The following is a 21,127-nucleotide window of genomic DNA, read 5'->3' on the forward strand; positions in this document are numbered from 1 at the left end:
GGCTACTCAACCGCGGCTCCTCAAAACCAACAGAGCGGGGGAAGATAACCGCCGCAGCGCGGAAAAACGCGCTTAGGGTCGAGCCGCGAAGCGCTCAATCAGGTCCACCTGACCGGACACAATCAGAATGTCACGCGAGTGAATGCGGGTGGTCGCGTCCGCGTAGGTGAAGTCCTCACCGGGCGACTTAATACCGACCACGGACACACCGTACTTGGAGCGGATATCCGACTCGGCGAGGGTAAAGCCGTGGGTTTCCTTCGGCGGGCGCATCTTCGCAATCGCGAAGTCGTCATCAAACTCAATGTAATCCAGCAGACGACCCGAGACCAGGTGCGCGGCGCGGCGGCCGGCGTCCGCCTCCGGGTAGACCACGTGGTGCGCGCCAATACGCTCCAGAATCTTGCCGTGCGCGGGGGTGATAGCCTTCGCCCAAATACGCTCCACGCCAATGTCCACGAGGTTCGCGGTAATCAGCACGGATGCCTCCACGGAGGTGCCCACACCCACCACGGCGGAACCGAAATCGTCCGCACCCAACTGGTGCAGGGTGTCGATATCGGTCGCGTCGGCGGAGACCACGTGCGTCAGCACGCCGGACCACTTCTGCACCAGCTCGGGGTCCTTCTCAATAGCAAGGACCTCCTTGTTCTGCAGGCGCAGCTGGGCCGCCACCGCGGAGCCGAAGCGTCCCAGACCAATCACGAGGACGGGGGCGTTATGTGCACTAGCCAATGGTGGGCCTTTCTTCGGGGAACTTGTAGAGGCGGCGGCGTGAACGCAGCGCCAGGCCGGTCGCGGCGGTTGTGGTGCCCACACGGCCAATGAGCATCAGGCCGCTGAGCACGTAGATACCCGCCGGCGGCAGGCTGGAGGAGAGACCATTCGAGAGGCCGCAGGTCGCGAAGGCGGAGATGACCTCGAAAATGACTTCCTTGAGGTCCGCGCCGCTAATAATCAGAATCGACGCGGCGCCGACACCTACCACGGTAGCACCCATAACAATCACGGAGATAGCAATACGCAGGGAGGACTCGGGGATGGTGCGGTTGAACGCGACAACCTTCTGATCGCCTCGCGCCTCAGCAAGGATAGACAGGGCAATCACGGCGATGGTCGTGACCTTCACGCCACCTGCGGTCGAGCCGGAGCCACCGCCAATGAACATGAGCATGTCCGTCAGGAGCGTGGAGACGGGGGTAATGCTGCTCATGTCGACCAGATTGAAGCCGCCCGAACGCATCATGACAGAAGCAAAAATGGCGTTCAGAACCTTGTCGCCTGCGGAGTAGTCGCCGATGGTGGCGGGGTTGTTCCACTCGAAGAGACCCCAGAAGAACGCGCCAAAAGCAAAGAAAAACAGGGTCGTCACGGTGGTCAGCTTCGCGGTGAGCGACCAGTGGCGGGGGCGGAAAGGATGATGCTGAATCGCAATGAAAACAGGGAAACCGAGCGAGCCCAAGAACACGGCAATGCAGATGGGCACGAGCAGGAAAAGGTCATGACCGTAAGGCACGATGCCGTCGGAATGCGGGGTGAAGCCTGCATTGTTGAAGGCTGAGATGGAGTAGAAAATGCTGTGCCAGATCGCCTGGAACGGGTCTTCGCCGAGGGTCAGGAAACGAGGAATCAGCACAAGCGCAATGATTGCCTCGATGGAGAATGAAGCATAGGAGACGCTCTTGATGATGCCACCGACCTCGCCAAGACGGCTGATGTTCAGGTCTTCCTGTGCGATGAGCTTGGTGCGCAGACCCATCTTACGGCCGATAGCCAGCGCCAGCAGGGAGGTAATGGTTAGAGTACCCAAACCACCGACCTGACAAGCCACAAGAATCATTGCCTGACCGAAGGTGGACCACTGCTCGGCGGTGGAGACGGTAGTCAGGCCGGTCACGGTCACCGCGCTGGTAGAGGTAAAAAATGCGTGGTGGAAAGGCGCGGGCTGCCCATCATTGGAGGAGATGGGCAGTAGCAAGGTGAGCGTAAAGAAGATGATGACCAGAAGAAACGCAGTGATTGCGGTGCGCGAAGGCGAGGCAAGAACGGTCACGTCAATAAAGTCACGGAACCGTTCGAGGGTCTGCAGATTGAACCCCATGGGGGCGCGCTTACGCTGAACCTCGGAGGTTTCGCTCACGTGGTCGCGTAGGGCGAGCAGACGATCGAGGTCAATACCGGGCACGCTCGTGAGGATGCTAAGGTTTTCGGCCTCGAGGCGGTCGCGTCGGCTACGGTGAACCTGCTGCTTTTGAGGTACGGATGTGGTGCCGCTGAGGGTGTCCCAGCGGCGGTTGAGCTGGCCCTGGGGGTGGTGATGTCGGCGCCGGGTGCGGCGGAGTATGCGTCCCATGCGCCTCCTTCAGCGGGTGTCTGGGTGTTGGTGTGTTGGGCGGCGGATTTGTGCCTGTTTTGACGCCTTCTAGTGTATCGCGCCGGGTGCTTTGAAAGGGGGTAGTGTGTTGATAGCTGGACGCTCAATATGTGAGTTTGGCAAAGGCGTAGGGGCGGTTTTCTGTATAAGGCGCGGAAGAGTGTATATGCTCTTTATGGTATATATACTGTGGTGGGTTGAAATATCAGCATATGCCCAAGAAGAGATACAGATATGTACCCTTACAATGTGACGGACACTTCATGCTTTTATCCCCTTCAATCCTGCATTTTGAGCTAGTGCTCAGGCTTCTTTCAGAATTTTTGAAGGTAATTTCTGCATCACCCTCATTCTAAGCTTGAGGCGCCACTTTATATGTCATAATCGCTATATGCATTCTGATGTTTTTTCTGTCATCGCGGATCCGACTCGCCGCCGAATTGTGCGTATTCTCGCCGAGCAAACCCACACTGTGGGTGCAGTGGTCGAAAAGCTGGGCATGAGCCAGCCGACCATCTCAAAGCACCTGAAAGTACTTCGCGATGCAGACGTGGTCTCCGTGACCGTGGAGGGGCAACGTCGCCTCTACTCCCTGAACCCGGATGTATTCGCCACCGTGACCGAGTGGATTAACGAGACCGTTCAGATTGCACGTCAGTCCAGCGAAGCGCACGTGCCCGTGGCACTGCCCGGTGGCGTGACTGCATCTGCCTCGAATAAGGCGACGGCTGAAAAGATGGCAGCTGAGAATGCAGTCGAGAAGGCTGTACAGAAGCCGGTCGAGAAGACCTCTGAGAAGAGCGCAACCGCTGAAAAGACCGAGGCGACCGACTCTGAGGCTCTTACCGTTGAGGCTCCCTCCGCTGAGGAAATCGAGCAGGCTCGCATCCAGCGCGCCCGCGCCCAGTACCTGACCCCGAGCGCACGCATTTACTCGCGCCCGGCGGAGCAGGCTGCTGAAAGTGCCGCCTCCGAATCGACTGTTGAGAAGACCACTGCTGAGCCCACCTCGCAGGAAGAGACAGTGGATAGCACCCCGATGCGCCCCTTCACTCCTGCATCGTACGGTTACGACGCTGGGGTGACCCCCGCGGCGTCGGCAACCCCCGTTCAGCCCGCTACCCCGGTGGCATCCGCTGAGGTGAAGCCCGCTGAGACCAACAAGACCACTGAGGCGAAGCCTGTCGTAGAGGATAAGCCGGTGGTAATCGCTCAGCCTGCGGCTGCGGTGTCTTACGGTATTGACCCGGCTGCGGTTGTGGGCGGTTCGATTCAGCCTATCGCCGTGACCCCCGAAGCTCCTGCTGCCCAGGAGCCTGCGGTGGCTGAGAAGACTGTCAACGAACAGCCTGCAGAAAAGGCTGAGGAGAAGCCCTCGGTTGAAGAAACCGTAGTTGCTGAGAAGCCAGCAGTTGAAGAATCTGCCCCCGAGAAGACCGCTGTAGAAGAGTCTGACAAGTCTGAAAGCAAGTCTGAGCCCTCCTCTGAAGAGGCTGAGTATCAGACCATGCCCGCTTACGATTCGGTGTACCGCCCCAGCACTGAGACGACCAACACCGAGGCGAAGGACGCCCACCGCGGTGGTCTCTTCGGCTTCCTGCGTGGCCGCCGCCGCTAAGGCGCGCCCTGACGCCGTTCAACCTCCGGCATAACTCATCGATAAAGCACACACACTCTCACTCACCTTTATCTAACCGAAAGACGCATTCACGTGGCTATTCATCGTAAAATTCTGCGCTGGCTCGAGAACGAACTGTTCGAGGGCAATATTCAGCTGGGTCAGGACCTGCCCAGCGATAGCGAGATTGCACGCGCTATTGGTGTGGGTCGTTCCCGCACTCGCGAGGCTCTGCGCACCCTGGAAGATATGGATCTGGTGCAGCTGTACAACGGTCGCGGCAAGGAAATGCTGGTACACCTGAGTGATGAGCCTGCCGCTGCCGCGAGTGCCGCTCTGCGCCTGCACATGTCCAGTTCGCGTTACCCGACTCGTGACCTGGTGCAGACCCGTATTCTGCTGGAAAGCTGGGCGATTGCGCGTATTGACCCGAAGACCGTCTCCTTCGCGGAGATGGACGAGGTTCTGGAGCAGATGGAAGACTTCGACCTGTCGATTCGTGACTTCCTGGAGCTTCTGTTGACGTTCCACCATCAGGTGATGCGTTGCGGTGGTAATGAGTTGCTGGTGGGTCTGCTCGCGTCGGTGCGTCAGCCGAGTTTTGAGTCGATGCTGTCTCTGGTGGGTCGTATGCCGCTGTGGAGTAGCGCTGTTGAGCGTCTGCGTGCTGAGAGCCGCGCTATTGCGGAGGCTCTGAAGGCTGGCGACGCTGCGACTGCGCGTGCCATGGTGATTGGTCAGCTGCGCGGCATGTATTCCGATGCCGGTATTGACCTGGAGCAGGAGGCGACCTCGGCGAATGGCCTGCCGGGCGAGCCGATTGCGTCTGAGTTCGCGCCGGTTGATGTGGATGAGTTCGCCGCTGATGACTTTGACGATTTGATGCAGGATGACCCGTCCTTCGCTGATGCGGAGGCTCTGCCCGCCGCAGATGCACCCGTTGCGGCACCCGCTTCTGTGGAGCCTGCGGCTGAGCCTGTTCAGGCTTCTGCTCCGTCTTCTGTCGTGGAGTACACGGTGCCTGAGGGCGATATTGTCTACATTGAGGAGACTGCTGCTGAGACTCCTGTGGATCGGGTTGATGAGCCTGCCGAGGTTCTTTCTAGCTCTAACGCTTCTGGCTCTGACAAGGTAGAACGTTCCATTCCCGCTGTTGCTCAGCCCGCACCTGCTGCAGCTCCTGCAGCTCCTGCTGCTCCCGCGCAGCCTACCGCTCATTCGGTGAGCGCGGATGTGCCGCTGAGCTTCGGCACCCCGCGCCGTAGCACCTCGGTATCGCAGGTTACCCCGGCTGCTTCTGCGGCACCGGTTGCTTCTGTAGCGGCTAGCTCCCAGACTCTCGCTTCCCAGCCCCCCAGCGGTCAGCTGCCGAGCGTCCCTGCCGCGTACGCGCAGGAAGAGGTTGAGGGTCCCGCGAAGGTTCTGCGTGCTTCTACGGCGGCTCCGCGTCGTCGTAGCGGCCAGATTGTTTCCCCGGTGCGTGCGACCATCATTAAGCCGGTGGATCGCAGTAAGGTGCTAACTGCCCCTGCCCGTGCCGCGCGTCCTGCGGCTGTCGTGACTGCCGCGGCTCCTGCGGAGTCTGAGTCGGCTGAGAAGGTTCTGCGTGCCCCTGCGCGCCAGGAGGCGCCCGCTACTGAGCCTGCTGAGCCTACCCGTCTTGAAGCGGCTGCGACTATTCACGATACCTACGAGAAGCTTCCGCATGAGGAGCCGGTGCAGGAGCGCGGCGGCATCTTCTCGAAGATGAAGCGTTTCTTTGGCGTGGATGTGTACGAGCCTGAGCATGACGAAGCGCAGGAGAGCGCCGAGAAGGAGCAGGTTCTGAAGGCTGAAACGAAGCTCGAGCCCCAGCCCGTCATTGATGAGGAGGCGCTGGCTCGTGCCGAGGCTGAGCGTGCTGAGCGTTTGAAGGCGTTGCACGCGGCGGCTGAAGAAGAGGTAGCTGAGGAAAGCGCCGTTGAAGAGGTTTCGATGGAAGAGCTAGTTGAAGAACCCGCTGAGGCTTCTGATCCCGCCCAGGAATCGGCTGCGGAATCGGTAGAGGCCGCCTCCTCAGCTGAGGAGAGCACTCCTGATGCTGCTGTAGCTTCTTCCGGTTCGGTGCTGTCTCATGGCCGTGCTAAGGGCTCGAAGAAGTCGAAGAAGAAGCGCCGTTAGGGCTACCGAATCCCCGTTTTCGTCCCGAGATATCCTCGATATCCCCGCGGGAAAAGCGGAAATTCAGGGAAAAACTCCTGAAAAGCCGCTCTCGAATGGTGAAAATGGGGGTAAACCTAGTACTCTAGGTAGGTAGCGCTCTAAAACGCAAGGGTATTTCTGTGCCTAAAATGCGTTTTGGATCGGTTATACCGGTATAAATATCCCCGGGTAGCTACCGAGTCGAATGGCTCGGCCGGGTACGAGTAAAGTGAGGAAATCCTATGGGTTCCGTTATCAAGAAGCGCCGCAAGCGTATGTCCAAGAAGAAGCACCGCAAGCTGCTTCGTAAGACCCGCCACCAGCGCCGCAACAAGAAGTAAATAGACTTCTTTCGCCCCGCCCTCCGTATGGAGAGGCGGGGTTTTTGCGTTCCTGCAGTTTTGGCGGGCTGGGTTTTGTATTTGTAGAGGGTATGTGCGGGTCACCTGTTTGGGGTGCGGCGCGCTATCTGAGAGACTGGGATTATGACTGAAACTTCCACCATTAAAGTTCACCTCATGCGTCACGGCGAGGTGCACAACCCCGAGCGTATTGTGTACGGCCGTCTGCCCGGCTACCGTCTGTCCGATAAGGGCCAGCAGATGGTGCGTCTGAGCGCTGAGGAGTTCGCGGCTCGTGCTGAGCGCGGCGCCCGTTTCGTGCACCTGGTCTGCTCGCCGTTGCAGCGTACCCGTGAGTCTGCCGCCCCGGTTGAGGAGCTGCTGGGCCTGACCGCGCAGCCGGATGAGCGCGTCATTGAGGCGGATAACTACTTTGAGGGTCTGCACGTGAACGCGCAGGAGCTGCTGAGGAACCCGCGTCACTGGACGAAGCTGTACAACCCGGCGCGCCCCTCCTGGGGTGAGTCGTACCTGGAGCAGATTCGCCGTATGGCTGCAGCTGTTCAGGATGCGGCGCGTACCGCCTACGAGCGCGGCGGCGAGGGTGCGGAGGCGATTATTGTGTCGCACCAGCTGCCGATTTGGATTACTCGCCTGGGGGTTGAGGGCCGCATGCTGCAGCATGACCCGCGTGCCCGTGAGTGCAACCTGGCGTCGATCACGACTCTGGCGTTTAGCACCACTGATTTTGAGCATGAGATGCCGCATTTTGTTGGGTATTCGGAGCCTGCCGCGCCGCTGTACGGTGGCGTGATTCAGCTGCCCGGTAGCTGAAACATCCGGTAGCTAGTTCCTGAAGCTGTTTTTGAGCATAGTAAGAGGCTGTGAGCCCATCCGTTGCGGATGCGCTCACAGCCTCTTGCTGTAAACCTTGAGGGGGTGCGAGCCTAGCTGTCCTGACTAGTTCTGCCCGTTACCCTGATTCGGCGTGCCGTCTTCAGGATTCTTACGTTCAGGATCCTTAAGCTCGGGGTCCTTATGATCAGAATCCTGCTTGTTGGTCGATTCTGCTTCGCGGCTGCGGCGTTCGCGTTCTGCTTTTGCCTTGAGCCAGCGCAGGTACTCTTCATCGTCGTCGGGGGAAGATACCGAGGGCGCCGGGGTGCTGCGTCGCTGACCGAAGCCGGGGCGAGGAGCGCCTGCTGCGGGCTGTGCCTTGGGGCGGCCCAGGATAAGCCACATGAGCGGGCCCACCACGGGGAAGAGTAGGGTGACGAGAACCCACAGCCACTTGGGCAGGGTTCGCGCCTCGTGTGCGGGGGTGCGGACGGCGTCCAAGAGGGTGTAGAGGGTCAGCCCCACGATGAGGGCGGCGCCGCCAATTATCAGCATGGCTCGAATCATAAGCACTACTATGACATACCGCCGCGTTATTGCGGAACTGTGAACCGGGTGCCCGCCAACGGCGTAATGGCGCGGCAATCCGGTGCAGATTTGTACGTCGGCTTAGTAGCCGGTCTTAGTAGCCGGTCTTAGTAGCCGGTGAACACCTGAACTTCGTGGCTAATAATATCCAGCGAGCCCAGCCACACGGCGAGGGCAAGAATCACGGAGTACACGAGCGCCACAATACCCGCCTGCTTGAGCACGGGAATCAGGTCGCGGCCGCCGCGCGTCCACACAGTCACGCAGGAGTGGATGGTCGGGCCGACCAGCAGGAAGATCAGCAGGAACCAGGGGTTCTCATCGAGCAGGAGCACACCCAGGCCCAGTGCCAGCGCCATCTCCACGATGTAGGTGATGCGCGACCAGCGTTCGCCCAGGCGGACCGCCATGGTCAGCTTGCCCGCCTCAATGTCGGTGGGAATGTCACGCACGTTATTCGCCATGAGCAACGCACAGGAAATCAGACCAATGCCGATAGCACCAACCCAGCCGAGCAGGGTCAGGGTGTGCGCCTGCGTGTAGAGGGTGCCCAGGGTCGCAACCAGACCAAAGTAGATGAAGACGAACACGTCGCCCAGGCCCATGTAGCCGTAGGGGTGCTTGCCGCCGGTGTAGCCCCACGCCGCGAAGACGCTGGAGGCGCCAATCGCCAGGAACCACCACTGGTTTGCCAGAGCCACCAGGGCAAGACCGGCAAGCATCGCTAGACCGAAGCAGGCGAAGGCGGCGTACTTGACGGAGCGGGGGCTTGCCACGCCGGAACCGACGAGGCGTAGCGGACCCACGCGGTCTTCGTCGGTGCCCTTGATGCCGTCGGAGTAGTCGTTGGCGTAGTTCACGCCGACCTGCAGGAAGAACGCGACGAGGAACGCCAAGAACGCGTAGAGCGGCTTGAACTCGTTGACCTCGTAGGCGGCAGCTGAGCCGGCAATAATGGGGGCGACGGCGAGCGGCAGGGTGCGCAGGCGAGCGCCTTCAATCCATTGGGCGGCAGTTGCCACGGGGGTTCCTTCCGGGTCTATGTGCGTATGATGCGTGGGTTTTGTGCGTGACGGTCAGGGCATGCGGGCGGGTGCGTGTGTGGGGTGAAAACCCGCGGATGAGCCTGCTTTAGCCCTGACGATAGTCTCTGTCCAGGATACTGTATATTTCTGCGCGGTCCGGCTTGCCGGTGCTGGTGAGCGGGAAATCCGGTAGGATGCTCAGCTGCTTGGGGGCGGCGGGGGCGCCGAGCTTTTCGGCGCAGCGGGCACGCAGTAGGGCGCAGAGTTCTTCGTTCAGGGCGGGGCGATTCTCGGTAGATGTAGCCGCGGCACCGGCAGAAGGTACGAGCGTGACCGCGGCGGCGATGGCTGTGCCCCAGCGGGCATCGGGTAGGCCGACTACGCAGGCTTCGCGTACGGCGGGGTGCTCTTCGAGGACGGTTGCCACGGCGCGGGCGGAGATTTTTACGCCTCCGCTGATGAGCACGTCGTCGCTACGACCGAGCACCTGCAGGCGCTGCTCGCTACAGTTCTCGTTGCTGTTGGGAGCTGCTGCAGGGCTCAGCAGCCCGTAGTCGTCGGTGCGGTACCAGCGGGTGCCGTCGGCGGCGGTGAAGAAGTGCTCGGCGGTGCGGGCGGCGTCGCCAATGTAGCCGCTGGCGAGGTGCGCACCGCTAATCCAAATACGGCCCACCTGTGCCTGCTTCCCGCCGGTATCCGGCACAGCGGGCATACCTTCTTCGGGTACGAGTTTAACCTGCACGCCGGGCAGAACAGAGCCGGAGTAGACACAGCCGCCGGCGGTTTCGGCGCTACCGTAGGTGGTCACCGTGTTCAGCCCCAGGGCGGTGGAGGCGGCGAGCAGGCCGGCGCTGGCGGGGGCGCCTCCAAGCAGGATGCCAGTGAAGGATCCGAGCGCCTCGTGAATTTCAGCGCCCAGGTGCGAATCGGCGTCCGCGCTTTCGAGCAGTTTATGGAGCTGAGTGGGCACCAGGGAGATAAACCGGCGTGCCGAGCTCATGCGCTCAACCGCCTGCAGGAAGACCTCGGGGCTAAAGTGCACGGGCTCAATGACGGAGCGGGCAATGACCGGGGCGGTACCGGCGAGTACGGAGCGGGCGAGTACCTGCGCGCCGGCAATATAGTGCGCCGGAAGAGCCAGGAGCCACTGCGATGCCCCATCGGAGTTTGAGCCGAAGAAGCGCTCGGTGGCTGCCGCACTGGCAGCAAGAGCTCGCGCAGTCAGTGCGGTGCGTTTAGGGGTTCCGGTGGATCCGGAGGTGCCCACCACCAGAGCGATAAGCTCCGCACCCGCAGCCGCATCGGCATCCGCCGCGTACCCGTCCAGCAGTTGCTCAAAGGCACTCAGCATGGCGTGCGGGTCGGCAGGCTGATCGGCGCGCACCTGTACCGCCTGTGGGTGCAGGGCAGCCTCCTGCGGGGCGGGGGAGGGCACGAGCCCGAGTACGGGGGTGTTAATCATGGCTAAATCCTTAGCGGCTGTTTGTCGCGGCTACGTGCTGTCATGCGCCGGTGTCATATGCCGGTGCGGCATCAAATGCGCCGGAGCCGGATTCTTAGCTGAGGTTCTCAGGGTTGAATCCGGCTCCGAGCCTATGCATCTGAAACTACTTCTGTAGAAGGGGCTGTCTCTTAGAAGTAGTAGGGGTAGTTGGACCAGTCCGGGTCACGCTTCTGCAAGAACGCGTCGCGGCCCTCCACGGCCTCGTCGGTCATGTATGCCATGCGGGTTGCCTCACCGGCGAAGACCTGCTGGCCGAGCATGCCGTCGTCGGGCAAGTTGAAGGCGTACTTGAGCATGCGGATTGCCTGCGGGGACTGGCGGGCAATGTGCGCCGCGTATTCCAGGCCCTTGTTTTCGAGCTCTGCGTGGGGGACTACGTCGTTGACCGCGCCCATTTCGTACATGCGCTGTGCGTCGTATTCCTTGGCGAGGAAGAAGATTTCGCGGGCGAACTTCTGACCCACCTGGCGTGCGAGCAACGCCGAACCGTAGCCTGCGTCGAAGGAGCCGACGGTTGCGTCGGTCTGCTTGAACTTGCCGTACTCTTCGGAGGCGATGGTCAGGTCAGCAACTACATGCAGGGAGTGGCCGCCGCCTGCAGCCCAGCCGGAGACGAGGGCGATAACGACCTTGGGCATGGTGCGGATGAGGCGCTGCACTTCCAGGATGTGCAGTCGGCCTGCGCGTGCCGGGTCGATGCTTTCTGCGGTGTCGCCGCTGGCGTAGTGATAGCCGTCGCGGCCGCGGATGCGCTGGTCGCCGCCGGAGCAGAATGCCCAGCCGCCGTCCTTGGCGGAGGGGCCGTTGCCGGTGAGCAGTACGGTGCCTACGTTGGAGGTCATGCGGGCGTGGTCGAGGGCGCGGTAGAGTTCGTCCACGGTGTGCGGGCGGAATGCGTTGCGGACCTCGGGGCGGTCGAATGCGATGCGCACGGTGGGCAGATCGCGTAGGATTTCGCCGTTTTCGTCGCGCTCAACCTGGCGGTGGTAGGTGATGTCGGTGAAGTCTTCGAAGCCTTCGACGACGCGCCAGTCGGCGGGGTTGAAGATGTCCGAGACCTTTTCGGGAAGTTGTGCAGTCATAGACCCTATTCTACGTTGCCCGGGCATATAAGAAGGCCCGGACCGCGTGTGTGCGGCCCGGGCTTCTCAATATGAAATAGATGTTATTTATCCATTGATAATTTTATCGATTAGAAGCGGCATAGCGCTAGAAGGGTTCGGGCCCCTCCTGTTAAAACTCATATCTGGGTCATTTTCTCGAGCTGTTACGGATGCCAGTTTATATCTGTCAACTGGGAATCTCATATTTAGCTCTTTGTTGTTCTGTCCCACCATGAAAGGATGTTTACTGGATATTTCCTTAACTCGTCTATTTATTTCTTGGTTTGGCATGTGGTGATTAAGGGATGAATCTATATGCCAAAGTAGCCACACTTCAAACTTGATATTTGTGACGACCATAAAGATATTTTGTTTTCTTGCTTCCTGCAATGCTTGCTCAAGATTTGTATGTTCATCAACATCGATAACACAGAAGAAACTGTCGTACTTATCATTATGCTTATCTTTAAATTTTAGGCATCCTTTGAGGATACTAAGTGGGTCGGTTCCTTTGGGTTTAACTGTTTTGAAATGGATAGACGTGTTTGTCGACCGGAGGTATTGCCGCAAAAGATCAAAATACTGAATTTCTGTTTTTTCCCCTTCAACACATATAAGTATACTTTTCTTAATGTTGCGTAAATTACGCTTTTCGCGAGTGAGGTGCCTCCTATTTTTCATTATTTTCTTCCTTGAGATTAGGCTTGGGTGAAGGGTGATTAACTAGATTTTTAAACATGCTTCCTGCAATAAGGGGAACAGCACCATAGCTGCCATTAAGGTAATGTTCCTCGATATCAATATCATTATTTAAATTAAAATCATTGAGAGAGAATAGTTCGGTAATTCCTTCACGATTTTTCTCAGTGAACCATATATTTTTATGATTTAGTCCAAGTTCTTCATTGTTGGCTAGAATAGTCGCATCATGTGTAGTAAAAATTATCTGAGCTCCTTGTGTGTTTATAGAAGAATCTGTAAACAATTTGATAAGAAGGTGTACTAGATATGGGTGCAGGCTAGAATCCAATTCGTCCCCGCAGACTACGCTACCTCTACGAATTGCTTTTAAAGCTGCAAAAGAAATAGCAAGCCACGCCAGTGTTCCGTCGCTTTCTTCATTTATATAGAGTGGCGGCACATTTTCATCGGAAGCGTAATGATAGAATTCTAGGCGCCGTTGAACTAATCGGGCAATCGGAGGTTTGAGTGTATCTGCTGAATCATTTTCATCTGAGGAATCTAATTTTGATAGAATGTCCATAATTTTTTCTTTTACTGATGCAGGGATGTTGGGTGGTAAGCTCTGCTCGTCGATTTCATTTTCTTGCTGCCAAAGGTCAACTTTTTGGATGCCGATATCCGCGATTTGTAGTAATGTTTCAAGCTCCTCGAAGGATATGGAATTTTCGGCGAGAGCCTTCACTATTGCATCAATGCGAGATTGTTGATCTCTATTAAGTAAGATGAAATCAATCCCGCGAATAATATTTTCCGAGATTTCCTGTAATATATCTTTTCGATTAAGGACAAGGGCGCGTGAAAGTATGAGTTCTCGGTGGTTAACTTCTACTTTTTGGGTTCCGGTTGAAAATACTGTTTTGTATTTATTGTCTCCCAACTGCTCTCGATAAAATATCTTCTTCCATCGTATGGTAGGGATGTGTTCCAAGGATTCAAAAGTAATTCCCTGAGAAGAAGCCCCAAAACTGTATCGATATCGCGTGTTCTTGATTAGGAAGTCTAGCTCATACACACTCTCCGAATTTTGGTCATTCTGATTTAACTTAAACGGGAAATGGGGAAAATCGGGGTGGCTCTGCCAATGAGTAGATGAATCACTAATTGCAGTAATGAAGTACAGAAGTGCGTCGAGTAGGTTTGATTTTCCAGATGCATTTGCTCCAAATATGCTTGCAACATTATGTACATACTGGTTCCAAGTTTTTCCTTCAGCAGGGGTTAACCTATTGAAGGAGGGGTCTAGAAGCTCCAGGGCGACCTCGTCCCTGACGCTCGTATGGTTCTTAACTCTAAAATTGAGAATCTTCATATTTTGAAGATATCATACCCTCCCTCCCTCAACTCTGAGCCACGAATCTATGCAAAGAAGAAGCAGCCCGGCACTACATGCTGTAGTACCGGGCTACCGGGGAGGGGGGGCGAACCTACGTCCTCACTTCCGATAAAGGTTCTGAAGGTTCGCCAAGCTGTCCTCGAGGTATCCGCTGAGCGCGGAGGTTTATTGAGTCAAACCTTTACTTGACCTTTGCGAGCTCTACCGCGCGGTCGAACTCTTCGTCAATGACCTGGTTCTTCTTGTAGGTGACCAGGGAGACGATGATTGCGACCAGCAATGCCGACGCGAAGCCGGGAACCATTTCGTAGAGCACGGACTTCATCGGGCTCTGGCCCCACGCGAATGCCACAACGGCACCGGTAATCATGGAGGCGAGTGCACCCTGTGTGGTCAGCTTACGCCAGTAGAGGGAGAGCAGAACGGTCGGGCCGAATGCCGAACCGAAGCCAGCCCAAGCGAATGCGACCAGCTGCAGAATGGAGCTGTTGGGGTTCCATGCCAGGGCACCGGCGACCAGTGCCACGATTGCCACGCCTGCACGGCCGAGCCACAGGGACTTGGATGCGCTGAGCTTCTTCGAGGAGAAGATGCCGTAGAGGTCCTCCACCAGAGCGGAGGAGCACACGATCAGCTGCGAGGAGAGGGTGGACATAATTGCTGCCAGAACCGCAGCCAGAATCAGGCCCGCAACGAGGGGGTGGAACAGAATCTGGGAGAGGTCCAGGAAGACCGACTCAGCGGTTTCGGGGTTGGTGAGGGATGCCTCGGGGTGGCGTGCAAAGTATGCGATACCCATGAACGCGCCGCTCAGTGCACCGAACACGGTCAGGACCATCCAGCTGATGCCGATGCGGCGGCCAGACTTAGCGTCCGCGGGGGTGCGCATTGCCATGAATCGCACGATAATGTGCGGCTGACCGAAGTAGCCCAAACCCCATGCGAGGGATGAAACGATACCGGCGAAGGTGGTGCCTGCGAAGATGCTCAGCGCGTCGGGGCGTACCTGGCTGATGGACTCAACCACGGGGCCCACGCCGCCGAGGTTAATAATAGTGACGACCGGAACGGCAATGAGTGCTGCGAGCATGAGCAGGCCCTGAACCATGTCGGTGTAGGATGCGCCCATGAAGCCGCCGAAGAAGGTGTAGAACACGGTGATACCTGCCAGCAGGAGCATACCGGTGTGGTATTCCTGTCCGAAGGAGGACTTGAAGAACAGGCCGCCGGACACCATGCCGGAGGAGACGTAGAAGGTGAAGAACACCAGAATCACGACGCCGGAGACGATGCGCAGCACGCGCTTGGTGTCATGGAGGCGGTTGCTCAGGAAGACGGGGACGGTCACGGCGTCGCCTGCTACTTCGGTGTAGCTACGCAGTCGCGGTGCCACGAACTTCCAGTTGCACCATGCGCCGATGGTCAGACCGACGGCGAGCCATGCCTGGGAGAGGCCGCTGAGGTAGACGGCGCCGGGCAGACCCATGAGGAGCCAACCGGACATGTCGGAGGCGCCCGCTGAGAGAGCGGCGACGGTGGGGGAGAGCTGTCGCCCGCCCAGCACATAGTCGTCAAGACTGTTGTTTTTGCTATTTGCCCATAGGCCGATTGCGATCATGGCAACAAAATAAATCGCCAGCGCGATGACCTGGTATGTACTCGCGGCCATAATGTTCCTTCTCTCCTGGTGATAGTGTGCGCCTGTGTGTATTTATGCGCTACCCCATAACTTTATGAGTGGCATAGGATACAGTCTAGGCTTTGAGGGGCTGAAAATAAAGTCTATTTGACGTTAAAGAGTTTGAGTCTGTGGAATAAATATGTATTTATTGTTTAAATTCCATGGTCGTACACGTGGGGTGCTGTGGGAGCATGTGCGAAAAAGTGCCCGAAAAACCCCTGAAATTCAGGGTTTCGGGCACTTCGGTGCAAGAGACGCAGTTTAAAAGCAACGTAAACGATCAGAGCTGTATGCATCTAAAACGAATTAAACGAAAAATTTAAAAGCCGTTCGGAGTGTTGAACTGTTACACAACAATGTCACAGAGGCTTAGAGATCCCTCACGACCCACGGCTCAGAAGCCATACGAGCCGGGTCAAAACGCTCCAAAATCGCCGCCGCATTAGGCACCGGAACATCCGCGGAATGGGCGGAGCCATCAGCGTTATACACCGGAATAGACGCGGCAATCCAACCCAAAATCGTCGGAATCTCGACACCCGCCTCACGCAGCTGCGGCAGGGTTACCGCCCCGTCACGCTTCGCCAGGCGCTTACCCTCCTCATTCAGTGCCAGCGGCACGTGAGCGTAACGCGGCTGCGCCAAACCCAAAAGCTGCGCCAAATACGACTGGCGGGGCGCAGAAGGCAACAGATCATCGCCGCGCACAATCTGCTCAACCCTCACAAATGCATCGTCCACCACGGAGGTTAGGTTATAGGCGTAGGTGCCGTCATTGCGTACCAGCACAAAATCATCCACCAGCCCCGTGTAAGCACCGTAAAAATCATCCTGTACCGTGTAGCTCGTGCGCTCGGCGCGCAGACGCAGAGCCGGCGGACGCTGAGCACGGCGCTCCTCCCGCTGTGCCTTGCTCAGCTCACGGCAGGTACCCGGGTATGCGCCCGGCGCACCGTGCGGGGCACTCGAAGCCTCCTGAATTTCGCGGCGGGTACAGAAGCACTCATAGACGAGGTTTGCCTCGCGCAGCTGCGCAACCGCCTGCTCATAGGCGGCAAGGCGCGTGCTCTGATGCAGTACGCCCGCCTCTTTAATCTCGGCTCCCTCAACGCGCTCTGCCGGGGCACCGGCTGCCGGGGTACCAGGGCTTGCATCCCAATCCAGGCCCAGCGCCGCCAAATCAGCAATCTGACGCTCTGCGGCACCCGGGCGCACGCGATCCAAGTCCTCCACGCGCAGATAGAAGGGCTTGGCGCCGCGGCGAGCCATCGCCCAGGCCAAAATAGCGGTACGCAAATTGCCTAGATGCAAGTCCCCCGAGGGGGAGGGGGCGTAGCGTCCGGTACCGCTGGGGAAAGGCAGGTTCGAAGGGGTGGAAGACGAGGTGAGGGAAGAAGTCATACTCCTATCCTATAGGGCGTGATTTCTGGTTCTTGCTCAGAGCCTAATCAGAGCTGGACTAGCTGGGAGAATGCGCTACCCGACTAATCAATCTGCAGAGGTTGTCAAGCATCACGTGCCACCTGCCCGTAGAGACGTAATTATGCGGAATGATGCACTTTTATGCCCTTAGTGATGTGCAATAGTGCAAAAATATGTTCTCCAGAAGCCCGAATAGCCCCGCAAGTACCAAAAATTACAGTAGGGTTGTATCTATGGCTCGTACTATTGAACTCGCAGACGGCGTGTACCGTATTGCGACCGACAACTACCGACTGAACACCGGACTGGTCCTCGGACTGGAACGGGCACTTGTCGTGGATACCGGCGCAGGTCCCCGTCAGGCCACCGAAATCTATGATGAGGTTCGCCGTCTCACGCGCCTTCCTATCACCGTCGTAAACACTCATGGACACTATGAGCGTTTCTTCGGTAACGATGTTTTCGCGGCAATGGGTGCCGAAGAATTCTGGGCGCATCCTCGCGCCGCGCGCGCAATTCGTAAATACGGTGAGGCGCAGCGTCCCTACGTCGAGACGCTCGAACCGGAAATGGCGCACCATCAGGGTGCAGCCACCAATATTATTGTCCCCAACCGCCTGGTCGCCAATAGCGGTGACGGCATTACCTTCACCCCCATTGATCTGGGTGAGCGTAGCGCAACCCTCATGTACATGGGTCCCGGCCACACCGATGGTGACATTCTGGTCGGTATTGAAGATGTGCTCTTCATGGGTGGTCTGATTGAAGAGGGTACCGACCCCTACTTCGAGGATTCCTTCCCCGACCGTTGGATTGACACTCTTGGTGCCGTGCTCGAATTTGATCGTTACCGCGTGTTTGTGCCCGGTAACGGTGAGCCGGTAGACCGCACCTTCGTGGAGCGTGAACGTAACACCATGGTGACCGCTATTGAGTCGATTCGCTCCTCCACTTTGGATCGTGATGATGAGGCGACGACCGCGGCAATGTATAAGCTGCCGTATGCGCCGGGTGCTACTCGCTTCCTGCTGGATCGTTTGGCTCAGCTTGAAGGTGCACCGGTAGCGGCATATCTCGAAGCGGATTACCCGGACACCAGTGGTTTCACGGGTCCAATTACTCTGGGTCAGGCTTCGTACTAAAACCCCGTATGCAATATGCCTCATGGGGCATAAATGCAGGTGAGGGCTGGTTTCTATGATAGAAACCAGCCCTCACCTTTTATATACCCATAACCTTAGGGCACGTATTTAGCGCTGAACGTACTGGGCGCGCATTGCCTCGCAATCAGCCGCCAAAGAAGCCGGGACTTCACCCATTGCCTCGCAAAGCTGCACGAAACGGTGACGCCAATCCAGGTGCTGCAGAGCCTGACGAATCTGCTGCTCACCCTGCGCGGGGGTCCAGCGGGAGACCGCATCGGCAACCTGCGCGAGGCCCGCGCGTGCATCCGCGTGATCAATGTCGATGGTCGCGCCATCCCAAAGGATTTCACGTACGGTGGTGGTGTTCGGAACCTTGCCGACCACGGTCACGCCCGAAGCCAGGGCGTCGGTCCAACGACCGGTGATGTACTCCTTGGTCGGGTGAGTGTACGGCGCCGGGCTGACCGAAGTGGAGAACGCCAGCAGGAACTTCGCGCGGTTCAGAGAATTCTGCAGGTGCTGAGCCGACTCGCGGTCATTTGCACCGAAGGGCGGGCGGCCCTCAAAGCTCAGACCCAGCTCCGCGGCGAGGGCGGCAGTCGCCTCGTCATCTTCGTAGGCGGCGGGCTGACGGCCCACGCGCAGCAGGTCGGTGCTCTTCGACTCCAGCGCAGCCAGACGGTCGCTGAACTTGCTCCAAACATCCGCACCCCAGGGCAGAACGCCGGGGACCTTCACTCCCGCGGCAGTCCAGGGCTGAACGTCATCAACGTCTGCAACGAAAATACGGTCGTAGGTGGAGGACTTAGCCACCGCGGGAATACGGTCATCCCAGAAGCTATCAATCACCCAGCCGTAGATTGCACCGTAGCGGCGGAACGCGAAGGAACGCTGCGAAATGGCGTACAGCTGACCGGGATCAGAAGCAATCACCAGGCAGCGCTTGGAGCCGCCCTTGAGACGGGGCAGACGCGCCAGAAGCTTCGTTTCCTTGCTGAGGGATGCGCCCACATCCACGGTGTGTACGGTACCGCCGGTGTAGCGGGCGAGAAGCTCCGCCATGGCGTGTACGGGAACCCAACCGGCTCCGGAGGGGACAGCAACAATAATATCGAGTGAGCTCATGAGAATCCTTGGGAGCGACGTCCGCCGCATGCACCGGGCTCGCCGGGGTAAAACCTCGGGTCGCGGGCGGTGTGCATCAGCGGCGAGAGCGTGAAGGTCAATAAATGATAGATAGGGTGCCTTACGTCAGCAGGCGCGCAAAAACGCGAATGCAGCGGCGAGTGAAACCGCTACGACCGGCTAGCGTTCAGCCACGGAAGGCTATGGCACAGGTAGTTTTCAGTATATCGGTCAACCCTGCGCACGGGGCTTAGCCTGCTGCCTTTAGAAACAGCTTTAGGGTGTGTGAATGCGCACCTCAACGCCCGATTCGGTGCCAAACCCGGCAGCCATGCGCGCCAAATCAGTATTCGGGGCGGCAGCCACCGTGAAGAAACGATCCACAGCCGCAGTGAACTGCTCCTGACGAGCCATATCACCGTGTTCAAGGGTCGTGAAAATACCGCCACCGGCATCGTCAAAGACCTCAACGCGCAGCTCGGGCAGAAGCTCAGTATTCGGCAGGTTCAGCGAGGAAACATCGTGCTGGAAGGTCAAATCACCGCACAGCAGGGTCACCGGCAGGGCGGTACCACCAATGATCGGGCGGGAGTTCTCATCCACACCGGCAGGGTAGTAGCCGGACAGGGATACACCAATAGCGGTCGCAATCGTCCCGTCAATACCGGCAAGACCGCGATTAGCAAACACATGCGCGGGGGCGGGCTCACCCAGGGCGGGGGCCGCCGCATCCAAATCACGCACCAGGTTTGAAGAACCCAGCACCATGAGGCGGCGCTGAGCCACCGCATCCTGCCAGACGCGGCGGGCGTAGGAGCGGCCAGCGGTGCGGTTGCGGTAATCGGTGTAGTCAACCGAACTCTCAGCACCCGGGTGTTCGTAGGCGGCAATGGCGCCCAGGCACTCATCCTGCAGCTCGCGGGCGGGCTCAACCCACTGCTCTAGCCAGCTCAGCTCGTCCACCAGCTCATCAGCGGCAGCAGAGGATGCGCACGCAAACTCGGCAAGCTCATGCGGGGTCGACAGTTCCACGAAGGAGCGAGCGCCCGGCTCGTACCAGCTGGCGCGGCGCGGGGCGTAGAACGCGCACTGAATATCTTTGCGTTCCAGCAGTGCGGTAATCGGGCGCGAGAGCGTCGGGTGGCCGAAGAGCACCACACGCTCAATCTGGGCGGCGGGGGCGAACGAACCATCAGCGAGCAGCTGCGGGTAGTGAGGAATGGAGGTTGCGCCGTGGCGCGCCTCGGAGGAAGGCTCCGCAAACAGTGGCAGGTTCAGCACGCGCGCGAACTCCGCCGCAAACTCGCCGGCACCGTCAGCGGCAACCACCACGGTACGGTGCGCCGGGGTGAACTCCGCCAGGTCCGCCTGCGCCTCCAAAGAATCCAGAAGCCAACGCTGCTCGGCGCTGGAGAACCCGGAACCTTCAGCGCGGGCGGCGCGGGCACGGCCCTCAGCCTGCGGGTCGTAATCCTCTAGCAGGCTCTGTGCCCACTGCGGCAGTATCTGCGCAAAACGGCCAGAGGGGGTCAGCGGCGTATCGAAACAAATGTTCAGGTGCACTGGGCCAATCGGCTCCGCAGACTGCTTGCGCCAGTGCTCGGCACTACGACCGGTCAGCGCATTCAGGCAGGCGGCAAAAGCCTGAGTCTGCTCGCCCTCCACCTGCTCGGGGTAGGAGGTCAGATCGGCTTCAGCACGCACAAAAGGATAGAAGAAACTCGCCTGGCGGGTCGTCTGATTCACGCCGCTACCGCGCAGACGCTCCGGGCGGTCAGCGCTCAGCACCGCCAGGGGCACACCGGCGTGATACGCCTCCATGACGGCGGGCACGTACTCGCCCAGTGCCGTACCGGAGGTGCACACCAGACCCACGGGCTGGCCGGATGCCTTGGCAATACCCAGGGCGGTAAAGGCTGCACTTCGCTCGTCCACACGCACGTGCGCAATGAGGGCGCCGGCTTCAGCGGCGGCGGCAATAGCGTACGCAAGAGGTGCGCTACGGGATCCCGGAGACACGACAACATGCCGCATACCGGCACGAATCAGCGAATCGAGCACGGATACTGCGGTGAGCATGGCGGGGGTTGAGCGGTTTTCAGTCAC

Annotated in this window: 17 protein-coding genes; 5 read left to right on the forward strand and 12 right to left on the reverse strand. The window is 58.6% G+C overall.

The features are described 5' to 3' along the window. Positions 1-72: 72 nt before the first annotated feature. Positions 73-735 carry a potassium channel family protein gene (locus HMPREF2712_RS04150; protein WP_005504725.1) on the reverse strand — a complete coding sequence of 221 codons (663 nt, stop codon included), beginning with the start codon at positions 733-735 and terminating at the stop codon, positions 73-75. Beyond that, positions 728-2,353 carry a TrkH family potassium uptake protein gene (locus HMPREF2712_RS04155; protein ID WP_070687218.1) on the reverse strand — a complete coding sequence of 542 codons (1,626 nt, stop codon included), beginning with the start codon at positions 2,351-2,353 and terminating at the stop codon, positions 728-730. Before HMPREF2712_RS04155 ends, HMPREF2712_RS04150 begins: the two co-directional genes overlap by 8 nt. Positions 2,354-2,765: 412 nt before the next feature. On the opposite strand from HMPREF2712_RS04155, the gene HMPREF2712_RS04160 reads away from it, so the two are divergent. The 4 genes from HMPREF2712_RS04160 to HMPREF2712_RS04170 all read left to right on the forward strand — a co-directional run bounded on the left by HMPREF2712_RS04160 (position 2,766) and on the right by HMPREF2712_RS04170 (position 7,348). Further along, complete coding sequence (locus HMPREF2712_RS04160; protein ID WP_070819353.1) at positions 2,766-3,992, forward strand: ArsR/SmtB family transcription factor; 1,227 nt, start codon at positions 2,766-2,768, stop codon at positions 3,990-3,992. Between the two features lie 93 nt (positions 3,993-4,085). Beyond that, positions 4,086-6,152: a FadR/GntR family transcriptional regulator gene (locus HMPREF2712_RS04165; RefSeq protein WP_070819354.1), complete on the forward strand. Its 2,067-nt coding sequence runs from the start codon at positions 4,086-4,088 to the stop codon at positions 6,150-6,152. Positions 6,153-6,415: 263 nt separating this feature from the next. Further along, positions 6,416-6,514, forward strand: coding sequence for a 30S ribosomal protein bS22 (locus HMPREF2712_RS08920; protein WP_005504750.1), 99 nt, complete (start codon positions 6,416-6,418; stop codon positions 6,512-6,514). 144 nt (positions 6,515-6,658) lie between these two features. Then, positions 6,659-7,348 carry a histidine phosphatase family protein gene (locus HMPREF2712_RS04170; protein WP_070819355.1) on the forward strand — a complete coding sequence of 230 codons (690 nt, stop codon included), beginning with the start codon at positions 6,659-6,661 and terminating at the stop codon, positions 7,346-7,348. 126 nt (positions 7,349-7,474) lie between these two features. Here HMPREF2712_RS04170 and HMPREF2712_RS04175 read toward each other — a convergent pair whose 3' ends face one another. The 8 genes from HMPREF2712_RS04175 to gluQRS all read right to left on the reverse strand — a co-directional run bounded on the left by HMPREF2712_RS04175 (position 7,475) and on the right by gluQRS (position 16,730). After that, positions 7,475-7,918, reverse strand: a complete 444-nt coding sequence (locus HMPREF2712_RS04175) for a PLD nuclease N-terminal domain-containing protein (RefSeq protein ID WP_070819356.1) — start codon at positions 7,916-7,918, stop codon at positions 7,475-7,477. A gap of 128 nt (positions 7,919-8,046) precedes the next feature. After that, positions 8,047-8,961, reverse strand: a complete 915-nt coding sequence (locus tag HMPREF2712_RS04180; protein WP_070819357.1) for a 1,4-dihydroxy-2-naphthoate polyprenyltransferase — start codon at positions 8,959-8,961, stop codon at positions 8,047-8,049. Positions 8,962-9,070: 109 nt separating this feature from the next. Beyond that, positions 9,071-10,426, reverse strand: coding sequence for an AMP-binding protein (locus HMPREF2712_RS04185; RefSeq protein ID WP_070819358.1), 1,356 nt, complete (start codon positions 10,424-10,426; stop codon positions 9,071-9,073). A 170-nt stretch (positions 10,427-10,596) separates the two neighbouring features. After that, positions 10,597-11,550, reverse strand: a complete 954-nt coding sequence (locus tag HMPREF2712_RS04190; RefSeq protein ID WP_005508297.1) for a 1,4-dihydroxy-2-naphthoyl-CoA synthase — start codon at positions 11,548-11,550, stop codon at positions 10,597-10,599. A gap of 87 nt (positions 11,551-11,637) precedes the next feature. Then, positions 11,638-12,252: an RloB family protein gene (locus HMPREF2712_RS04195; protein WP_070819359.1), complete on the reverse strand. Its 615-nt coding sequence runs from the start codon at positions 12,250-12,252 to the stop codon at positions 11,638-11,640. Then, positions 12,242-13,624, reverse strand: a complete 1,383-nt coding sequence (locus HMPREF2712_RS04200; protein WP_070819360.1) for an AAA family ATPase — start codon at positions 13,622-13,624, stop codon at positions 12,242-12,244. Before HMPREF2712_RS04200 ends, HMPREF2712_RS04195 begins: the two co-directional genes overlap by 11 nt. A gap of 205 nt (positions 13,625-13,829) precedes the next feature. Further along, positions 13,830-15,317 carry a sodium/proline symporter PutP gene (gene putP, locus HMPREF2712_RS04205; RefSeq protein WP_070819361.1) on the reverse strand — a complete coding sequence of 496 codons (1,488 nt, stop codon included), beginning with the start codon at positions 15,315-15,317 and terminating at the stop codon, positions 13,830-13,832. Positions 15,318-15,698: 381 nt separating this feature from the next. Further along, positions 15,699-16,730, reverse strand: a complete 1,032-nt coding sequence (gluQRS, locus tag HMPREF2712_RS04210) for a tRNA glutamyl-Q(34) synthetase GluQRS (RefSeq protein WP_070819362.1) — start codon at positions 16,728-16,730, stop codon at positions 15,699-15,701. 254 nt (positions 16,731-16,984) lie between these two features. Here gluQRS and HMPREF2712_RS04215 point away from each other — a divergent pair, with 254 nt between their 5' ends. After that, the gene (locus tag HMPREF2712_RS04215) at positions 16,985-17,893 is read left to right on the forward strand and encodes an MBL fold metallo-hydrolase (RefSeq protein WP_070598963.1); all 909 of its coding nucleotides are present in this window, start codon (positions 16,985-16,987) and stop codon (positions 17,891-17,893) included. Positions 17,894-18,001: 108 nt separating this feature from the next. On the opposite strand, the gene HMPREF2712_RS04220 is transcribed toward HMPREF2712_RS04215, so the two are convergent. Next, positions 18,002-19,021: a glycosyltransferase gene (locus tag HMPREF2712_RS04220; protein ID WP_070629961.1), complete on the reverse strand. Its 1,020-nt coding sequence runs from the start codon at positions 19,019-19,021 to the stop codon at positions 18,002-18,004. A 276-nt stretch (positions 19,022-19,297) separates the two neighbouring features. Next, positions 19,298-21,127, reverse strand: coding sequence for a 2-succinyl-5-enolpyruvyl-6-hydroxy-3-cyclohexene-1-carboxylic-acid synthase (menD, locus tag HMPREF2712_RS04225; RefSeq protein ID WP_070819363.1), 1,830 nt, complete (start codon positions 21,125-21,127; stop codon positions 19,298-19,300).

Source organism: Rothia sp. HMSC064F07, assembly GCF_001837265.1.
GTDB classification, from domain to species: Bacteria; Actinomycetota; Actinomycetes; order Actinomycetales; family Micrococcaceae; genus Rothia; species Rothia mucilaginosa.

Coding starts and splice junctions, on each gene's coding strand:
- HMPREF2712_RS04200 (WP_070819360.1), bottom strand. CDS start 13,624: ATGAAGATTCTCAATTTTAGAGTTAAGAACCATACGAGCGTCAGGGAC.
- HMPREF2712_RS04195 (WP_070819359.1), bottom strand. CDS start 12,252: ATGAAAAATAGGAGGCACCTCACTCGCGAAAAGCGTAATTTACGCAAC.
- gluQRS (WP_070819362.1), bottom strand. CDS start 16,730: ATGACTTCTTCCCTCACCTCGTCTTCCACCCCTTCGAACCTGCCTTTC.
- HMPREF2712_RS04215 (WP_070598963.1), top strand. CDS start 16,985: ATGGCTCGTACTATTGAACTCGCAGACGGCGTGTACCGTATTGCGACC.
- HMPREF2712_RS04160 (WP_070819353.1), top strand. CDS start 2,766: ATGCATTCTGATGTTTTTTCTGTCATCGCGGATCCGACTCGCCGCCGA.
- HMPREF2712_RS04175 (WP_070819356.1), bottom strand. CDS start 7,918: ATGATTCGAGCCATGCTGATAATTGGCGGCGCCGCCCTCATCGTGGGG.
- HMPREF2712_RS04155 (WP_070687218.1), bottom strand. CDS start 2,353: ATGGGACGCATACTCCGCCGCACCCGGCGCCGACATCACCACCCCCAG.
- HMPREF2712_RS04220 (WP_070629961.1), bottom strand. CDS start 19,021: ATGAGCTCACTCGATATTATTGTTGCTGTCCCCTCCGGAGCCGGTTGG.
- HMPREF2712_RS04190 (WP_005508297.1), bottom strand. CDS start 11,550: ATGACTGCACAACTTCCCGAAAAGGTCTCGGACATCTTCAACCCCGCC.
- putP (WP_070819361.1), bottom strand. CDS start 15,317: ATGGCCGCGAGTACATACCAGGTCATCGCGCTGGCGATTTATTTTGTT.
- HMPREF2712_RS08920 (WP_005504750.1), top strand. CDS start 6,416: ATGGGTTCCGTTATCAAGAAGCGCCGCAAGCGTATGTCCAAGAAGAAG.
- HMPREF2712_RS04170 (WP_070819355.1), top strand. CDS start 6,659: ATGACTGAAACTTCCACCATTAAAGTTCACCTCATGCGTCACGGCGAG.
- HMPREF2712_RS04185 (WP_070819358.1), bottom strand. CDS start 10,426: ATGATTAACACCCCCGTACTCGGGCTCGTGCCCTCCCCCGCCCCGCAG.